21 protein-coding genes are annotated in these 15,885 nt (G+C 47.5%); 3 read left to right on the top strand and 18 right to left on the bottom strand.

Features of this window, described 5'->3' with window-relative positions:
• Position 1 precedes the first annotated feature (1 nt).
• The 11 genes from accB to BBR47_RS11875 all read right to left on the bottom strand — a co-directional run bounded on the left by accB (position 2) and on the right by BBR47_RS11875 (position 7,078).
• Complete coding sequence (gene accB, locus BBR47_RS11925) at positions 2-502, bottom strand: acetyl-CoA carboxylase biotin carboxyl carrier protein (protein WP_012686025.1); 501 nt, start codon at positions 500-502, stop codon at positions 2-4.
• A gap of 207 nt (positions 503-709) precedes the next feature.
• A complete protein-coding gene (locus tag BBR47_RS11920; protein WP_012686024.1) occupies positions 710-1,384 on the bottom strand; it encodes a SpoIIIAH-like family protein in 675 nt (224 codons plus the stop codon).
• Between the two features lie 13 nt (positions 1,385-1,397).
• Complete coding sequence (spoIIIAG, locus tag BBR47_RS11915) at positions 1,398-2,093, bottom strand: stage III sporulation protein AG (protein ID WP_012686023.1); 696 nt, start codon at positions 2,091-2,093, stop codon at positions 1,398-1,400.
• Positions 2,094-2,124: 31 nt separating this feature from the next.
• Positions 2,125-2,802 carry a stage III sporulation protein AF gene (gene spoIIIAF, locus BBR47_RS11910; RefSeq protein WP_012686022.1) on the bottom strand — a complete coding sequence of 226 codons (678 nt, stop codon included), beginning with the start codon at positions 2,800-2,802 and terminating at the stop codon, positions 2,125-2,127.
• A gap of 8 nt (positions 2,803-2,810) precedes the next feature.
• Positions 2,811-4,007, bottom strand: a complete 1,197-nt coding sequence (spoIIIAE, locus tag BBR47_RS11905; RefSeq protein ID WP_012686021.1) for a stage III sporulation protein AE — start codon at positions 4,005-4,007, stop codon at positions 2,811-2,813.
• A gap of 16 nt (positions 4,008-4,023) precedes the next feature.
• A complete protein-coding gene (gene spoIIIAD, locus BBR47_RS11900; protein ID WP_005827266.1) occupies positions 4,024-4,413 on the bottom strand; it encodes a stage III sporulation protein AD in 390 nt (129 codons plus the stop codon).
• A 13-nt stretch (positions 4,414-4,426) separates the two neighbouring features.
• The gene (gene spoIIIAC, locus BBR47_RS11895; protein ID WP_007725726.1) at positions 4,427-4,630 is read right to left on the bottom strand and encodes a stage III sporulation protein AC; all 204 of its coding nucleotides are present in this window, start codon (positions 4,628-4,630) and stop codon (positions 4,427-4,429) included.
• A gap of 16 nt (positions 4,631-4,646) precedes the next feature.
• Complete coding sequence (spoIIIAB, locus tag BBR47_RS11890; RefSeq protein ID WP_012686020.1) at positions 4,647-5,165, bottom strand: stage III sporulation protein SpoIIIAB; 519 nt, start codon at positions 5,163-5,165, stop codon at positions 4,647-4,649.
• Entirely contained in the window at positions 5,153-6,115 is a 963-nt protein-coding gene (spoIIIAA, locus tag BBR47_RS11885; protein ID WP_012686019.1) for a stage III sporulation protein AA, read from the bottom strand. Before spoIIIAA ends, spoIIIAB begins: the two co-directional genes overlap by 13 nt.
• A 140-nt stretch (positions 6,116-6,255) precedes the next feature.
• Positions 6,256-6,735 carry a CD1247 N-terminal domain-containing protein gene (locus BBR47_RS11880; protein WP_012686018.1) on the bottom strand — a complete coding sequence of 160 codons (480 nt, stop codon included), beginning with the start codon at positions 6,733-6,735 and terminating at the stop codon, positions 6,256-6,258.
• A gap of 79 nt (positions 6,736-6,814) precedes the next feature.
• Positions 6,815-7,078 carry a YqhV family protein gene (locus BBR47_RS11875; protein ID WP_007725730.1) on the bottom strand — a complete coding sequence of 88 codons (264 nt, stop codon included), beginning with the start codon at positions 7,076-7,078 and terminating at the stop codon, positions 6,815-6,817.
• A gap of 149 nt (positions 7,079-7,227) precedes the next feature.
• On the opposite strand from BBR47_RS11875, the gene BBR47_RS11870 reads away from it, so the two are divergent.
• From BBR47_RS11870 to BBR47_RS11860, 3 genes are read left to right on the top strand one after another with little or no spacing between them, the layout of a single operon-like run.
• Positions 7,228-8,049, top strand: a complete 822-nt coding sequence (locus BBR47_RS11870) for a phosphosulfolactate synthase (RefSeq protein ID WP_012686017.1) — start codon at positions 7,228-7,230, stop codon at positions 8,047-8,049.
• Positions 8,040-8,756, top strand: coding sequence for a 2-phosphosulfolactate phosphatase (locus BBR47_RS11865; protein ID WP_012686016.1), 717 nt, complete (start codon positions 8,040-8,042; stop codon positions 8,754-8,756). Before BBR47_RS11870 ends, BBR47_RS11865 begins: the two co-directional genes overlap by 10 nt.
• Positions 8,757-8,792: 36 nt before the next feature.
• The gene (locus tag BBR47_RS11860; RefSeq protein ID WP_012686015.1) at positions 8,793-9,254 is read left to right on the top strand and encodes a DUF441 domain-containing protein; all 462 of its coding nucleotides are present in this window, start codon (positions 8,793-8,795) and stop codon (positions 9,252-9,254) included.
• Positions 9,255-9,305: 51 nt separating this feature from the next.
• On the opposite strand, the gene BBR47_RS11855 is transcribed toward BBR47_RS11860, so the two are convergent.
• The 7 genes from BBR47_RS11855 to BBR47_RS11825 form a co-directional block, all read right to left on the bottom strand.
• Complete coding sequence (locus BBR47_RS11855; RefSeq protein WP_012686014.1) at positions 9,306-11,000, bottom strand: DUF4179 domain-containing protein; 1,695 nt, start codon at positions 10,998-11,000, stop codon at positions 9,306-9,308.
• Positions 10,981-11,550, bottom strand: a complete 570-nt coding sequence (locus tag BBR47_RS11850; protein WP_012686013.1) for an RNA polymerase sigma factor — start codon at positions 11,548-11,550, stop codon at positions 10,981-10,983. The genes BBR47_RS11855 and BBR47_RS11850 overlap by 20 nt, the downstream gene beginning before the upstream one ends.
• Positions 11,551-11,971: 421 nt before the next feature.
• Positions 11,972-12,826: an aminoglycoside 6-adenylyltransferase gene (gene ant(6) / locus BBR47_RS11845; RefSeq protein WP_070105185.1), complete on the bottom strand. Its 855-nt coding sequence runs from the start codon at positions 12,824-12,826 to the stop codon at positions 11,972-11,974.
• Positions 12,827-12,969: 143 nt separating this feature from the next.
• Positions 12,970-13,527: an elongation factor P gene (efp, locus tag BBR47_RS11840; protein ID WP_012686011.1), complete on the bottom strand. Its 558-nt coding sequence runs from the start codon at positions 13,525-13,527 to the stop codon at positions 12,970-12,972.
• A 41-nt stretch (positions 13,528-13,568) separates the two neighbouring features.
• Complete coding sequence (locus BBR47_RS11835; RefSeq protein ID WP_012686010.1) at positions 13,569-14,639, bottom strand: M24 family metallopeptidase; 1,071 nt, start codon at positions 14,637-14,639, stop codon at positions 13,569-13,571.
• 28 nt (positions 14,640-14,667) lie between these two features.
• Entirely contained in the window at positions 14,668-15,108 is a 441-nt protein-coding gene (gene aroQ / locus BBR47_RS11830; protein WP_012686009.1) for a type II 3-dehydroquinate dehydratase, read from the bottom strand.
• A 140-nt stretch (positions 15,109-15,248) separates the two neighbouring features.
• Positions 15,249-15,761 (bottom strand): YqhR family membrane protein, encoded by a 513-nt coding sequence (locus BBR47_RS11825; protein WP_012686008.1) that lies wholly within the window; start codon positions 15,759-15,761, stop codon positions 15,249-15,251.
• Positions 15,762-15,885: the final 124 nt, after the last annotated feature.

Genomic DNA, 15,885 nt, shown 5'->3' with positions numbered 1-15,885 from the left:
CTTATTCTGGCTTCACCAAAAACAATGCTTGGCCATACTCAACCAATTGGCCGTCTTCTACGAGCACTTTCACGATCTCTCCACTTACTTCTGCTTCGATTTCGTTAAAGAGTTTCATGGCTTCCACAATGCAAACAACTTTGCTCGCATTCACTTTGTCACCAGCTTGTACATAAGCCGGCTTGCCTGGTTCTGGTGCGCTATAGAAAGTCCCTACCATTGGAGATACAATCTTGTGGAGATTTGCGTCATCCGCTGCTTGTACAGCTGCTGCTTTCGGAGCTTCTGCTGCGACTGGCGCTGCCGCGACAACTGGCTGAGCCGGGATATGTGCTACGGGTGCTGCAACAGGCGCTTGAACCGCTGGTTGCGTGACGACAATCGTTTCCGTACCATTGGATTTTTTCAGAGACACCTTGGCACCTTCTGTTTCCAAGTTAAATTCTTGAATGGATGATTGATCAATTAACTTAATAATTTCACGGATTTCATGCATTTTCATTACGAACAAGCACTCCTTCTTTTCTTTCAATAGAGGTTCGTGAAGTCCAGTATGTATCCTTTTGGCAAACCATAAATCCATGGTAGCCTGTTGCCTAAACCACGTCAAGAAAGGATTTCCCCGCTTCTTTTCTAACAGAAGCGAGAAAATCCTTACCATCATGCCCGTTTCTCCTATCCCTTATAACGAGAAAGTACCGTAGCTTGATTAGGATGCCTTGTATTGTACGTTAATGTTTGTCGCCGGGATATTCAAGTGTTGCTTCACGTTGGCAATGATTTCCACTACCTCGTTTGCGCTCAATTTATCTTTTTGTACAATGACTGTCGCAATGTCATTTTGGACAGTAACGACCGCATCCTGATAGCCGCTTGCCTTGAGCATTTCTTCTGCAGTCATCGTAGCACTTTCCATATTGGACAGTTCTTCAAACTTGGCCATCGCTTCAGCGACTGCCTGCGGAGAGGACTCCGTGCTGTTTACGATTGCTAGCTGTTCGTCTTTTTGTTGCGCCAGCATGGCTTCGCGTTTCATTTTGAAACCTTGGAAGATTTCACTCGCCGTTTCTGCTACTGGGACGACCGTGTTCGATGTCGCTGGTTTTGCTTCTGGTGCAGCAGGAGTCTTCGCTCCTTGCGTGCCAGTTTTTCCTTCTACAGGGTTTGCCTTTGGAGCTTGATCGACAGGCGTTGCTTGTGGGGCGTGATCTACTTGCTTGGATTCAACCACCACACCGGAAATTTGCTCTTGCTTCTGGACAGCGTGCTCTTGTCCTGATGTTGGGACCTGATCTTGCGGTCCCTTCACCAAGTAATATCCAGAGAGCACAACCATGACAGCAAGCATTGTCAACAACCAAACCGTTTGCTTTCGCAGAATCATTCGCCATTACCTCCTACCCTTTTTTGGGCAAAATGGATATTTTATAAGCGGGAACATCCAAAACCTTTTGAACGGCTTCAGTGATCCACGCTTTAACCTGGATGTTATCGGCCCCTTTTGCTACTACCAGGACCCCGCGGACTTTCGGCTTCAACGTCTTCACAATAACAGGGGCATCTTGCTTGCCGCCTTGCACGATGACGACCTGCTCATCTCGTGACTGGTCATTTTGATTGCGGGTTGCCTTTTCTTTGTCCATTTCCTGATTGGTTGAGGAACGAATGTTGCGATTTTTTTCTACAACCAGCTCTGGTGTTGATTCCAGATTGACCATGACCTGTACTTCACCGACACCGACAACGGAAGCGAGGATCTCACGAAGCTGTGTCTCGTAAATGTTTTCATACTCTGCAATGATATCTGTAGTCGGTGATCCCCCCAACACCTGGGAAGTTGCATCGCCACCAGGAGGACCTGGCGCCTCACTCCCTATATCTCCAAATCCGAGTGGTTGGTCTTTTTCCACTCTGAGGAAGTCCGTCAGAATCATGATGGCAACGCCAATTCCTAATATGACGATGAAATAATGCAGCGGCTTTAGCTTTTGGTTTTTCCCCTTGCTCCCCACCACGATTTTCTTTTCTTCCTGCATCGTCTCGCCTTGTTTCTTCATGAGCAGACTTTTCAGCTTTTCCCACAATTGGTTCATTGTTTTCACCTCGCTTCACTGACTGTATCCGCTACTGTTTTTCTCTTTCTCTCGATTCGTCTTTGATGACGACCTGGCTCTTCGATAGCCCCCACTCTTTGGCGACATCGTTTGTGATTTGCGCGTAAAGTGGATTGTCATAATGAGCTGTTGCTGCCATATCTGCTTTGGGATCAGGTTGCATTTCAATGGGTTTGCCAATCGTGATCTCAACAGGCTGGACAGGCTTAATCGGTTCAATCGTGCTCTGCCCTTTTTGCTCTTCCTTGTTCGCGTCACTGACTACCAGCTCGATTCGTTCAAGGATTGGCTGTTCCGGATTTTGCTGATTGACGGTAATCGTGACATCATCGACAGTTACGCCGTACTGCTCTTTGACACTGGCTTTTACCGAGGACGCTACCTGTGACTGAACGTAAGCCGTCATCTGTTGGTTCTGTTGACCGAGCAGCTTGTCAGTGATGCGTTTCCATTCTGCCGAAGCAGGCTTGTTCAGCTCTTGTTGGTATCGATCCAGACGAAAGGCCAGATCTTCCTGCGAGAGGCTGAACAGACTGAACACGGGAGAAATGATCGTCAGCAAGAGAATCAAGCCCATCACCATTTTTACGTAGCGTTGCAGTGTCGTATTGGGCAGGATCAGATCGAGGAAGGCAGCCAAAAGGACGAGCAGGATAATTTTTTTCAACCACAGGGTTAACCACGTCATCTCATCACCTACCGAACCATCATGGAGATGTTGCCCGCCGCAATCATGATCGTAATCGCCAGAAAGAACATCAAGCCGACCGTTGCCAAAGCAGCGAAGACGAACAAAAGACTTTTCCCAATCGTACCTAGCGCACTGATGATTGGGCTGTTTCCTAGCGGTTGGAGTACGGCAGATGACAGATTGTAGATCAGAGCCAGTACCAGTATCTTCAAAGCCGGAAACGCGCATAGCATGATCAGGATCAAAACACCCGCCAAGCCTACGGCATTTTTGACCAGTAACGAGGCATTGAGTACGGTATCTGCCGCATCGGAGAACACACGACCTACTATCGGGATGAAATTGCCCGTGATGTATTTCGCTGTTCGGAGAGTGACCCCGTCCGCAACGGCTGAAGTCGCTCCTTGTATGGAAATGATGGCGAGAAAGATCGTCAGAAATGAACCAAGGACACCCATTGCAATATTGCGTAGCAAGGTCGCTAACTGCGTGACTTTGTACCTCTCTGAAAACAGGCTGACGATAGAGAGCATCGCAGAGAGGAACAGAAGCGGGAACACGACGTAAGAGATCATCATGCCGCTCGTGTTGATCATGAAGATAATCAGCGGGTGAAACATTGTGGCGGATGCCAGATTGCCTACCGAAGCAAGTAGCGCGATTACCAGTGGGATCATGGCCAGCATGAAATCAGACATGTTCGCGATTGCGTCTTTTGCATAGGTAATGGCGACATGAAAGCTGTTGATCGCAAGTACCATCAAGACGAGATACGTAATCGAGTACGCCACTGTCGATACCGCATTACGTTCAAAGGCGTTCTGCATCGTTTCGAGAATCATCGCGAAGACCGTAATGATAATGATGGAACTGAGCAGCTTGCCATTCATCAAAATCTCATGAAAGATAAACTTGCCCATTCCTTGCAGGACTCCTGAAATACTGAAGTCACCTTGCTGCATGAGGATTTGGATAAAGCCTTCCGATTTCAAATCGGGCAAGTACCCTTTATAGTCGCGTAACAACTGTTTCCAATACTGTTCGACTCGGTCTAGCTGCAAGTGATCGACCTGTTGTTGCACGATTTGATTGATTGGACCGGCTGCGGGTGCCACAGCGGGTGTCGCAGTAGCTGACACGGCAACTGGAAACAAGGCAAGGAACAGGAACCAGAACAGGATCAGCTTGCAAGTGTGTGCCATGGACATCCCACCTCCCTTATGCCGGCAACAAGTCGATCACTGTTTCGATAATGATTTGGATGATCGGTACAGCCATAACCAGGATGAGGACTTTTCCAGCGAGCTCGATTTTCGAAGCAATCGCACCTTGTCCAGCATCTCGGGTCATCTGTGCACCGAATTCAGCGATGTAGGCAATTCCGATGATTTTTAGAATCGTTTCCAGAAACACAAGGTTCAAATCTGCTTGAACCGCCAGTCTTTCCAAAATCCGAATAACCTCTGCTATTTTTCCGACGAGAAAGTAAAAGATGATGACCCCGCTCGCGATCGCCAGCAAAAAGGCGAACATCGGCTTCTGTTCCTTAATGACTAGCGCGAGAATCGTAGCCACCAGTCCTAGTCCGACAATTTGTACAATCTCCATCTGGAGCCCCTCCTCAGTTGAACAGGAAGACGCGTTTTACCTCGGAGAACAAGTCACCGATGTAATGGGACACCATGTACAGGACAATGATGAATCCGACCAGAGTTGCCCAATGCGCAATATCTTCCTTGCCCGCCTGCTTCAGGACTGTATGCAGGATGGCTGTAATGAAACCTACTGCTCCTATCTGGAAAACAGGTGTCAAATCAAAATCCACTGTGAACACCTCGCCTTTAGAACATCAGGATGACGACCAAGAGTCCACCTAAAAAGCCCAAACTCTTGTACATTTTTTCGTACTTTTCCTGTTCCGCACGAGCCTCTTCTTCCAGCCCTCGCAGGTGGGTGACAGCTAGGCGCAAATGCTTTTGCTGGTCTTCCCGATCGGATGATCCGAGTACCTGACCTAGACTCTCAAGCACCTCTCGCTCTTGTCTGCGCAAGGCGGTTTGGGTCCAGAGTCTATTCATTGCTTGTTGCAAGGCTTCCTCAGCCGAATGCGCCTTTTCTGTCTGTAGGAATTCCGCGGCCAGAAGAAATACTTTCCCTACCTCTTCGGAAACGCGATGACCGACCTTCACAAACGCTCGCTGTAATGGCGTCATCCCGAACACGATTTCCGTTTCGAGCATTTGTAGAGCAACGAGCAGAGCCCGAAGCTGAACGGGACGATTCGCGTAATACTTGCCGATCTGCCAACCAACCATCGACGCCGAAAACAGGATGAGTACGGCTCCCATCAGCTTGACCATGTAGCCTTCTCCCTTTCAACCAGGTTCATGCTTTGATCGTAGATGGCCTGGATCGTTCCGACACCTTTTGCGCGGCTGAGTACGATATAGCGGGAAAAGGCACCATATCGAATCAGCTTGCCTAACATAGGGCGTTCGGCAACTTCCTTGACGCTCGCTCCATGCGCAGAGCAAATGACGGCTACACCAGCATGAATCGCTTCCCAGACTGCGTCGCCATCCTCCGCTCTTCCTACCTCGTCCACAATCAGAACATCAGGAGACATGGAGCGAATCAGCATCATCATCCCGACAGCTTTTGGGCAAGCGTCCAGCACATCCGTTCGCGGACCGACATCTCGTTGAGGAACTCCTTGCAAGCATCCCGCCAACTCAGAACGCTCGTCCACAATTCCTACCTTGCGACTTGAAGAACACTCGCTCCCGTAGCTGATGGTTCGTGCGATATCACGCAACAAGGTTGTCTTCCCGCATTGGGGTGGGGAGATGAGCAGCGTGTTTTGCAATTTGCCATCCTCAAACAAATACGACATGACCATTTTGGCAGCGCCCTTTTTCTCGCGGGCAATCCGGATGTTGAAGCTGGTCACATCTCTGATTCCCTTCACTTCTCCTTTATCCAGCACGACTTTCCCCGCAATGCCAATGCGATGACCGCCAACTACCGTGATGTAACCCCTTTTCAACTCTTCTTCCAAGGCATAAAGAGAATGCTGGCTGACCTGGTTTAAGAGTTTTGCTGCCTCTTCTGCTGAAAATAGCCATCCTTGTGCGGGTATCGAGGTGATTTGCCCCGACGATGTCACATAGCTGGATTGTTGGCCAAACCGGACTTCTAGCGGCTGGTTTTGCCGAAGCCGAATCTCTTCCAGATTCTCTCTTACCGCGATAGGAAGGGCCGTCAAAATCGTTCGTAAAGTTGCTGGCAATATCGTCAAGATCTCATTCATCAGGTACCCTCCTTTTTGCAGCCTTCTGCCTTTGTCCACTTTGACTTACCTCCATCCTATGCAGAGGTGGACGAGATTTATGCAAAAAAAATAGCTTGCTCTCGTGCTAGAAAGACGAGTGCAAGCTTTTCCTATTGGAATCATCGATTATCCGATTTCTTGTTATCCACCGGCTCTATTACATAGTGTCTGAAACCTTCCTCATCTTTGCCTTCGTGCAGATAGATTTCTTTCTGGCAGCTAGGGCATGCAAACTCGTAAGTCGTATCGAGATGGGGATCTACTTGTGCTTCGTATTGTTGTGCGTTTTCATCATCATCCAAATCGTAGAAAGTCGCGTACTCGTCGTCATCATCCTCACAATCGACAACGGTTTCATACAAGTCATCATCATCTTCAAAAAGATACAGCTCAATGTCCTCTAAGTCTTCATCCAAGGCCTCCACATAATCCTCCGCCTCTTCCACTCGCGCGTGAAGCTCTCGTAGCTCACCCTGCACCTCATTTAGAATCTCAATCATCTCTACCATAATTTTTCCTTCGGGGCTTTTCTCCCCCACTTCCAATCCATCTGCCAACCCTTGCAAGTATGCGATTCGATTCGCCAATGATTCTGGCATCCACATTCCCTCCCATCCAATCTCTCCCACTTATCGTTCCCCAACGTGATGCCATTTACGAATGGAAGGAAATGGGTAATTATTTACGGACACCAATCAAGATGCACGAGATCCCCACCAGAATCCAGGCTATTTTGGCGAAGCTAACCCGATCCGACATGCCTAACAAACCGATTGTCGTTGTGGTGATCAAGATAATTGGCCCAACAATCGCAAGCCCTGAATTAATGAGCAGAGCTTTTTCGACCTGGTTCACTTTTAAAATGAGCAAAGCTGCAATGATCTCGATACTGCCTGAAAAGACCCTAAGTGCTGCCATACCCATAATCGCTTTTTCTAACATACCGTCTCGTCCTCCCCTCCTTTCACTCTATGCCTGTACCACATCATTTCAGCACTTTTTGAATCATCCCTATAGGCTTTTGCCCTCACTCCTCCCCTTCACTGGGCATACACTGAACCATACGCCTAGAAGAAATGAGGAACTTGCCGATGGTAGAGTGTGATCAATCGTTTTTACCTGATAGCTGGGCAAACCCGTCCGGGCAAATACGAGAGAAGCCCCGTGTGAAGGGCTTAACCATGGTGATTGACAAAGGCCTTGGACTTACTGCATATTCCGACTTGTTCGCGTTGGCTGCTCCCTATATCGATCTATACAAACTCGGTTTTGGCACCCTTGCTCTGTACCCCCTCGAGATACTCAACCAAAAACTGACCCTTGCAAAACAATTTGATGTACACATCATGCCAGGAGGAACTTTTTTTGAAATCGCCATTCGCCACAATTCAATTGCAGATTATATGAAGCTGATTCGCTCTCTCGGTTTTTCTGCGGTGGAAATATCCGATGGAACGTTCCCTCTATCCTTTGCACAGCGACAGGAAGCCATCAATTACGCGTTAGACAATGATCTAGTGGTCTACACAGAGGTCGGAAAAAAAGCTGCCGACTATCGCACTTGTCGAGAGGAATTGCTGGAGACGCTTAGCTTTGACCTGCACAATGGTGCCAGTCACGTGATTGTAGAAGCGAGAGAAAGTGGTACCGTCGGCGTGTGTGACGGGGATGGCAAGATTGACGATTCCTTCGTTTTAGACATTGTTGCAGCGGCCAAAGAAAAGGCCTCCCGTCTAATCTGGGAAGCACCACAAAAGGATCAACAGGTCTGCTTCATCAAGGCCATTGGCAGCGACGTGAACCTCGGAAATATTGCCTATACGGATGTATTCTCTTTGGAGACGCTACGGCGCGGATTGCGCGGCGATACAGCCCTAATCATGGATAGAGGGAGGTGTTTTCCGTGCGAATAGAGGTGGTGCCGACCGTGGAAGAAATTCGTTTTGAACAGATCAGCAATCATGTAGTCATCGTCATCGATGTGCTTCGTGCCTCCAGTACGATTGTCACCGCATTAGGTAATGGATTTCGCAGCGTCATCCCGGTCGAAACCATTGGGCAAGCCAACTCCCTGCGCACGAGCGACTGTATTTTGGCCGGGGAACGCCACTGTAAGAAAATCCCCGAATTCGACTGCAATAACTCACCAACCGAAATCGCAGGTTTGGGGAAAACGGGGAGCCAGCTTATTCTCACCACGACGAACGGGACTCGCGCGATCCAAAAAGCAGAACGTGCCACTGCTCTCTTGATCGGCTGCTTCTTGAATGCCACTGCATGCATGCGGCACGCTCTTTCTTATCATCTCGACATAACCCTGTACTGTGCAGGTACCCGGTCGGAATTCGCTCTGGAAGACGGTCTGGCTGCCGGCTTGATGATTGCACAGGCACAACAATCGTTACCGAGCATCCAAATCTGTGATCTGGGTGAAGTGCTAAAGGCGAGCTACCTTTATTACGCGGGAAAACTGAGCGAGCTGTTACCCCACACGACAACAGGAAAAAGGCTCATCCAGCACCATCTCGCAAGCGACATACGGTACTGTGCTCAAGTGGATCAGTATCAAATCGTTCCCTACATCAAGGAGAAGCGCATACTCCCACACCTTGTCTCATAATGTGAAAAGAGAACAGGGACAGGGGTTTTGATGCCAATGATGTCTGGAGAAGTAATGCTGGTCATCCTAATCGTTATCGGTCTTATTGGGCGCTCACCGATTATTGCGACTGCCGCAAGTATATTGTTGGTGTTGAAGCTAACGGCACTGGAGCGTTTTTTCCCAACAGTAGAACGACGCGGATTGGAGCTCGGGCTGCTCTTTTTGACCATTTCCGTACTGGTTCCATTCGCCAGCGAAAAAATATCATGGAAAGACGTCACGCCTCTTTTCACTACGGTTGTCGGCTTAACCGCACTGGCTGGTGGGGCTATTGCCACCTGGATGAATGGAAAAGGACTCGATTTGCTACGCTCGGAGCCACATATGATCGTCGGTCTAGTGATTGGCTCGATTATTGGCATTGTGTTTTTTCGGGGTATTCCCGTCGGGCCTTTGATGGCTGCTGGTATTACAGCGTTTGTGTTGAAGCTGTGGGAATGGTTTGGAAGCAGATAAAAACGAAATCCCCCTCTTTTACATCCAGGAGGGGGATTTGTCTATGTCGTTTTAGCGTTTGGTGTTATTGGACGTGTCAAACGGAACTTCCCAATTGAGGTCTTGGTATTGGCGTTGTTGAATAGCGTGTGACAGCTTTAGCTCTTTTGGCTGTTTTTCAAGGTCGCGGATGAAGAATGTTCCTGTAACATGTACTCTTCCGTCCTTGCCTCTTGTATAGGTTGTTCCTTGAAGCTTTACATTGTAAGTTTGTTTGGACTCATCCTGTGCCGACCATTCAGTCGTGTAGACGATTCCTTCTGGCAGTATACCCGAGAACGAAATCAGAGCACCTTTTCCAAAATAGGTCTCATCCCCGATTTTTTCTTCGTCCTCCGTTGTTTTTAAGGTAAAGCCCGTTAAGGTATACGTACTGTCACTGTTTGTCACGGCCACCTTATCCTTTAACAGGGTATCCACCGGGATGGATGCCTGAAATTTCGATGGCTCATACAGGTACAGGGAGTGCATTTTTAATTTGTACGTTTGATCCTTTGCTAGTGGAGTTATCCCATTCCATTTCGTAACTCCTTTGCCGTCATCATGCACTTTTCCACGGTACGAGTGCTCTACGTTGTTCTTTCGAATTTGGTTAAGTTCTTCATGCAACGCATCGTCCCATCCTGCTACCACATTCCCTTTTTCATCAAATATTTGGAATGCTACCCCCATGTCGATGAAATACCTCTCCATCCTCTCGGCTTCTGTGAATGCACCTGTTTTTGGCCCTTTTACAATCCAACCGTTTTGCTCTTTCCATTTTTGGATTTGTTCTTCTCTTTCTTTTGTCCAGTCTATTTCCAACTCCATCATACTTGTGCTCGGTACCGTCATAATGTTTTGCAACATGATCTCGATTCCATTCGGAGTCAAATATTTTTGTCCAATCTTGGTGTAGTTTGCCACTGCCCTTGCCTTTTTCATATCAACTGGAAACTCTACCTTCCAGCTACCTTCTTTCCCACCTAACATGGTTGCTTCGACACCGACGATGATCTCATCCGGCAATGCCTTGCTATCTTTCAGGAATCGGAAAATATCATGGCTGACGACAAGATACTCTCCTTCCTCACCGTAGGTATAGCCCCCTCCCCCAGGATTCAGGTCTTCACCTGACTTGGTTTTGTAAGTAAGGGACAATCCGTCTTTTTCCTCATCAAACGGGATACGCTTGCCATTTTGATCCACGATATTTGCAATGATCGCCATCCGCACTGGATCCGCAACTACTTCTTTTACAACCAGTGTAATTCCTTGATCCGTCACCTTTTTATTGATTTCCTGGACATAACCCTTCTCAGCTGCCTGCTTCATTCCTTGGTCGATACCTTGTATGGATTGTATGACACTGTTTACGTAGCTCGCAAAAGTCGGAGACACCATGGACCCAAATGTAATGATTGCTGTGACACTCGCCACAGCTAACGCTGTTTTCTTCAAAATGTTTACACTCCTTTTTTTCCAGTTTAGTTTTGGTTTTGGCAATTGCACTTGCTCTAACGCCGCCATCACCTGGGAAGTAAAATCTGTGGGCAACGCGCTTGGAACGTGCAGGCTCGGGAACTCCTCGTCGCTATCCTCTTCCTCCATCATCAGCCTCTGACAGAGCAGGCAGTCTTCGACATGTCGTTCCAGCAGTCTAGCATCACCTTCAGATAGCTCACCAGTCAAATACCTGCGCAACTCTTCAGTTTTGGAGCAATTCATAGATAGCTGCACCTCCTGACATTTCTTGCGCGATACTAGCCCGGAGCTTTTTCTTGGCGTGATGGATACGCATTTGTACGGTTGTAACCGGAACATGCAAAATTTCGCTAATCTCTTTGTAGCTCATCTGTTCCAAGTATTTCAGCATAAACACAACGCGGTATTCTTCCCTCAACGCCATGATTTGCTGCTGCAAGGTATCTTGCTTTTCTTTTTCCAAATACGCTTTTTCCGGTGTATCAGATTCAATCAGTCTTGTCTCTTCCAAAGGTGTTTTGGCATAGTGCTTGTTCTTGCGCCACGCGTCTATACACAAGTTGGACGCAATCCGATACAGCCAGGCCAAAAAAGCATCTGTCGGCTTATATTTATCCAACTGACAGTACGCTTTGATGAAAGCCTCTTGTGTCAGGTCTTGAGCATCCTGCTGCTGTCCCGTCATTCGATAAAGATAGCTGTATAATCGTTCTTTGTACTTGTCGACCAGGTGCGCGTAGGCATCCCGATTCCCTTTTTGTACCTGTTGTATGAGCAACCAATCATCCTGCAAAGGAAATCCTCCCATTTCAAAAAAGTTCGCTGCGCAGCGTTCATTTTGGCAGGTTCATATGGATTAACGGATCATTTTGTATTTTCTTTCCAAAAATGAATGCATTTTTTAAAAAAAGTTTGAGTCAACATTGTGGAGGAGAAGAAAAAGCACAGTTCTCTTCGACTCTGACACGCCTGCAAGGGGGATTCACTGGCCGTCTCCACTTTAAAAAGGGGACCGTCGAACAAAGCCACCCTACGGGCGGATGTTTCTCGAAGAAGAAGTGTTCGACAAGCGTGGTCCCCTTTTTAAGTTCCGACTGGGTAGGCGTTGTCAAGGTCTACGAGCCCTGTGCTTTTTCTTCTCGCCAGCTTTAGTGGTCAAGCGTTCGACAACATAAGAAAACCGCCCTTGATAAAAGGCGGTTGAGTTCCATCCATCATTTCCATGAATGGTAGATATGTTCCGCGTACTTGGTAATGGCTTCATCGTAATCTGGATACGGATATTCGAGATTTTCTGCCACCGCTTTGGAGTACTTTCGAAATAGCTCATAGCAAATGAATAACGATTCCCACATCTGCGGGTAGCCGTTTTCGTTATAGCTGGATAGTAACGCTTCCCAGTCTTCTTTTGGAAGATAGCGATCGATAAATTTGTAGTTTTTCCCGACACTAAAGGTAAATCCTTTCTCACATCCGATTTGCCAAGCCATCATGCGGAGCAAATTTGGTCGGGCAATTTCGTTGAGATGGTCAATCGCAAACAGAATTTCTTTTCTCGCCAAACCTTTGACAACATAAGTAGATACCATCCAAAATTCATTGCAGCAGTCATCAAACTCTCTGGCACTTGGCTTCCGGGTCCAATATTGGCGATCGGAAGGGAGCACCTCGTGTTTGATAAGCTCGTCTTTATCTAGCAAAATCTCAACCAGACCGTCGCTTTCTGCAAAATACTGCTCTGTCTCGTCTATCGGGATCAGCGTCAGATCCACTTTATTTCCATCCTCAAATAGCATGAGATAGGAAAACCAATTCCCTAACTCGGACGGAAAAAGCTCCATATCCTCCGGTTTTTGCATCATGATCCGATTCCCAAAAACATCGAGCCATTGATCATTTTCCTTGAAAGAAGCCATCTCAGTCACAAAATACGAAACATCATAATCTTGGAAAGGATCAGCTGGTATATTTTTGTTCGTGCGTGACCCTTCCAAGGTTACCAAGCGGATTCGATCATCCTTCCTAGCGAAATCAATCAGCATGTTCATCATTTCTTGTTCCGTTCTCAAAGCCATGCCCCTCCACATTACTATTTCTCTGTACTACTAAATGTAGTGGAATTGCATAATTTTTACAATCCCACATCGATAGGAGAAGCAAATAAAAAAAGCTGCACCCATTTGGGCACAGCTTTTTCTTGCAATCCGTACTTTTACGCGCGGGAAACGTATGCTTCCGTACGAGTATCGATGATCAGACGCTCTCCTTCTTCTACGAAGAGAGGAACGTTTACTACGAAACCAGTTTCCAAGGTTGCTTTCTTTGTTACGTTAGAAGCAGTGTCACCTTTTACACCTGGCTCACATTCAGTTACAACGAGTTCAACTGTATTCGGCAATTGAATACCGATTGTTTCTCCGTTGTACTGCATGATTTGCACGTTCATGTTTTCTTTGAGGAAACGCAGCTCACGCTCGATTTGGTTGCGAGTGAACGTCATTTGCTCATATGTTTCAGTATTCATGAAAGTGTACTCGTCTCCGCTCGCATACAGGTATTGCATCGTGCTGGATTCGATGCGGGCAGGGTTAACTTTTTCACCGCCGCGGAAGGTCATTTCTGTTGTGTTGCCGCTACGCAGATTGCGCAGTTTGGAGCGAACGAATGCCGCACCTTTACCTGGTTTTACGTGTTGGAATTCTAGCACGGTAAAAATATTGCCATCCACTTCGATTGTCAAACCGGTACGAAAATCGTTTACAGAGATCATGGTAGTCCTCCCAAATCAATCAATAACAGAATAAGTATAAATTACACAGGCAAAATGAGCAACTCTTTCGTAGACTTGTTCAGGTTCTCATGGCCATCAGCTGTAATCCACACATCGTCTTCGATTCGAACGCCACCAAGTCCTGTCACGTAAATGCCTGGCTCCATCGTTACGAGCATACCTGGCTCCAATACGAAGGTGCTCACAGTCGAAAGCCCTGGCAGCTCGTGAACTTCCAATCCGAGACCATGACCTGCGCTATGTCCATAGGCATCCCCATAGCCTGCTGCTGTGATGAGATCTCTCGTTGCTGCGTCAGCGTCTTTTGCGGATACACCTGGCTTCAGTGCTTCTAAACCTGCCAGCTGTGCACGCAGAACGATATCGTAGATTTCACGCATTTTCGGGTCTGGCTCTCCCACAGACAATGTGCGTGTGATATCGGAATGATAGCCCTGATAAGCAGCACCAAAGTCGAGTGTAACCATTTCCCCTGCCTGAATCACTTTCTCGGACGCACGTCCATGTGGCAGAGCGCCGCGCACACCTGACGCTACGATAATATCAAAAGCAGAGCCTGTCGCACCTTGCTTGCGCATGAAGTACTCCAATTCCAAGGCAACATCGGATTCACGCACACCTGGCTTGATGTAGCCTTGAATATGCGTAAATGCTGCTTCCGCGATACGAACCGCTTCACGAATGATAACCATCTCGGATTCGTCTTTAAACATGCGAATTTTTTCAAGCAGACCGCTTGTTGGCACCAGCTCTACTCCGTTGAATCCTTTGTTCCATTCCTGATACGTGCTAAAGGACACGCTGCTCTCGAATGCCAAGCGCTTGATCCCTTTTTCTTGCAAAAGCTTTGCCATCGCTTCCACAGCTTTTCTTTCGTTATTGATCACTGTAAATTCAGGTGCTTGTTCGTGGGCTTGTTCCACATAGCGGAAATCAGTGACGAGAAACGCTTCTGTTTCCGTGACAATTACCCATCCCGTTGATCCGGTGAAACCGCTCAAGTAGAAGCGATTCTCTGTTTTTTCGGTAATAAACGCCTCTGCTCCCACTTGTGTAAGTGCCTCGCGCAATTTATGCAGACGTTGTTTCATGGCAGCCTTTTCCCCTTTTTGAAAGCTTTTATTTTTTTTCGATTTTACGGACGAGCGCTCTTAACGCCCATTCATATCCATCGATCCCCAGCCCGACAACTTGTCCAATCGTAATAGGTGCGATGACTGAGTGATGGCGAAATGGTTCCCGTGTATGAATATTGGAAATATGTACTTCAATCGTCGGAAGAGCTACACTGGCCAAAGCGTCTCGGATCGCATAGCTGTAATGGGTGAATGCGCCTGGATTGATCAGGATGCCGTCATGGACACCTCTCGCTTGATGAATCGCGTCGATGAGGACACCTTCATGATTCGATTGGAGATGCTCAAGCTTTCCGCCCAACTCATCCATAACACCCGTCAGGATTGTCACCACATCCTCCAGCGTTTCCCTTCCGTAAACATCCGGCTCCCTCGTCCCCAATAAATTCAGGTTGGGCCCGTTCAATAACAAGACGGAAGTCATCGACCATCCCTCTCCCTATAAAAGTTTTTTTATTAATGAAACATTTTACCACAAGCCGCTCTGAATCCAAAGTAGTCATTCGCCAAAGCAACATTTCGAACATTGTTACATCCATTTTGACAAGGAACGGAGAAATCCTCCTACCTTGTGTACTCATTCCATGCATGATTCTCGTCTGATTGCTCGAGCATGATTGTCATCCCAATGAACAAGCCAAACGTCAAATACCAAGCGCCTTCCGTACTGAAGGTGGCAACCTCCCAATTTCCGATATGAAAGAAGAAACCCGCTATCCCTAACATGACCGCCCCGTAGACGAGCCCCAACCACCACGCACGGATCCGACTAAATAGCAAGCTGAATACAAATGAAGCAACGAAAGTTTCAACGAACAGCACGATACCACCAAGGCACACGCTCGCAAACGTATTTTCGTCCTCGATACCGATAAAGGGACGTGCAAATGCTCCGACTCCGTACGGAGTCATGTGCAAAAAGTGAGCCATCAATCGAACGAGCCCCCAAATAATCGTTCCCCAGAATGCCACCTCCAAAATCTTCGAGAAGGACACTCTTTTACTCCCTTGCCTGCCTTCTTCTGTATGGGATATGCGTGCTTGCTTGTGCCTTCGTCCTGTCTTGCTTATTTCCATTTCCATCACCTCTGTTCTCTAGTATGCTCTTCCTCTAAGCTTTTCACTTCCGCTTTACATTTGTTGGAAAAATACGAACTCCTTGTAGCTTCAAGTCGCCATTTCCGTTAATATAGTGGTAAGG

This window comes from Brevibacillus brevis NBRC 100599 (genome assembly GCF_000010165.1).
In the GTDB taxonomy this organism is placed as follows: Bacteria; Bacillota; Bacilli; order Brevibacillales; family Brevibacillaceae; genus Brevibacillus; species Brevibacillus brevis_D.
The sequence above is the reverse complement of the archived record's forward strand: the minus strand, read 5'-3'. Positions and strand labels throughout refer to the sequence as shown.

Coding starts and splice junctions, on each gene's coding strand:
- BBR47_RS11880 (WP_012686018.1), bottom strand. CDS start 6,735: ATGCCAGAATCATTGGCGAATCGAATCGCATACTTGCAAGGGTTGGCA.
- BBR47_RS11835 (WP_012686010.1), bottom strand. CDS start 14,639: ATGAAACAACGTCTGCATAAATTGCGCGAGGCACTTACACAAGTGGGA.
- BBR47_RS11860 (WP_012686015.1), top strand. CDS start 8,793: ATGATGTCTGGAGAAGTAATGCTGGTCATCCTAATCGTTATCGGTCTT.
- BBR47_RS11870 (WP_012686017.1), top strand. CDS start 7,228: ATGGTAGAGTGTGATCAATCGTTTTTACCTGATAGCTGGGCAAACCCG.
- BBR47_RS11855 (WP_012686014.1), bottom strand. CDS start 11,000: ATGAATTGCTCCAAAACTGAAGAGTTGCGCAGGTATTTGACTGGTGAG.
- spoIIIAD (WP_005827266.1), bottom strand. CDS start 4,413: ATGGAGATTGTACAAATTGTCGGACTAGGACTGGTGGCTACGATTCTC.
- efp (WP_012686011.1), bottom strand. CDS start 13,527: ATGATCTCTGTAAACGATTTTCGTACCGGTTTGACAATCGAAGTGGAT.
- spoIIIAB (WP_012686020.1), bottom strand. CDS start 5,165: ATGGTCAAGCTGATGGGAGCCGTACTCATCCTGTTTTCGGCGTCGATG.
- BBR47_RS11920 (WP_012686024.1), bottom strand. CDS start 1,384: ATGATTCTGCGAAAGCAAACGGTTTGGTTGTTGACAATGCTTGCTGTC.
- spoIIIAA (WP_012686019.1), bottom strand. CDS start 6,115: ATGAATGAGATCTTGACGATATTGCCAGCAACTTTACGAACGATTTTG.
- spoIIIAF (WP_012686022.1), bottom strand. CDS start 2,802: ATGACGTGGTTAACCCTGTGGTTGAAAAAAATTATCCTGCTCGTCCTT.
- accB (WP_012686025.1), bottom strand. CDS start 502: ATGAAAATGCATGAAATCCGTGAAATTATTAAGTTAATTGATCAATCA.
- spoIIIAE (WP_012686021.1), bottom strand. CDS start 4,007: ATGGCACACACTTGCAAGCTGATCCTGTTCTGGTTCCTGTTCCTTGCC.
- spoIIIAG (WP_012686023.1), bottom strand. CDS start 2,093: ATGAACCAATTGTGGGAAAAGCTGAAAAGTCTGCTCATGAAGAAACAA.
- BBR47_RS11825 (WP_012686008.1), bottom strand. CDS start 15,761: ATGGAAATAAGCAAGACAGGACGAAGGCACAAGCAAGCACGCATATCC.
- aroQ (WP_012686009.1), bottom strand. CDS start 15,108: ATGACTTCCGTCTTGTTATTGAACGGGCCCAACCTGAATTTATTGGGG.
- BBR47_RS11875 (WP_007725730.1), bottom strand. CDS start 7,078: ATGTTAGAAAAAGCGATTATGGGTATGGCAGCACTTAGGGTCTTTTCA.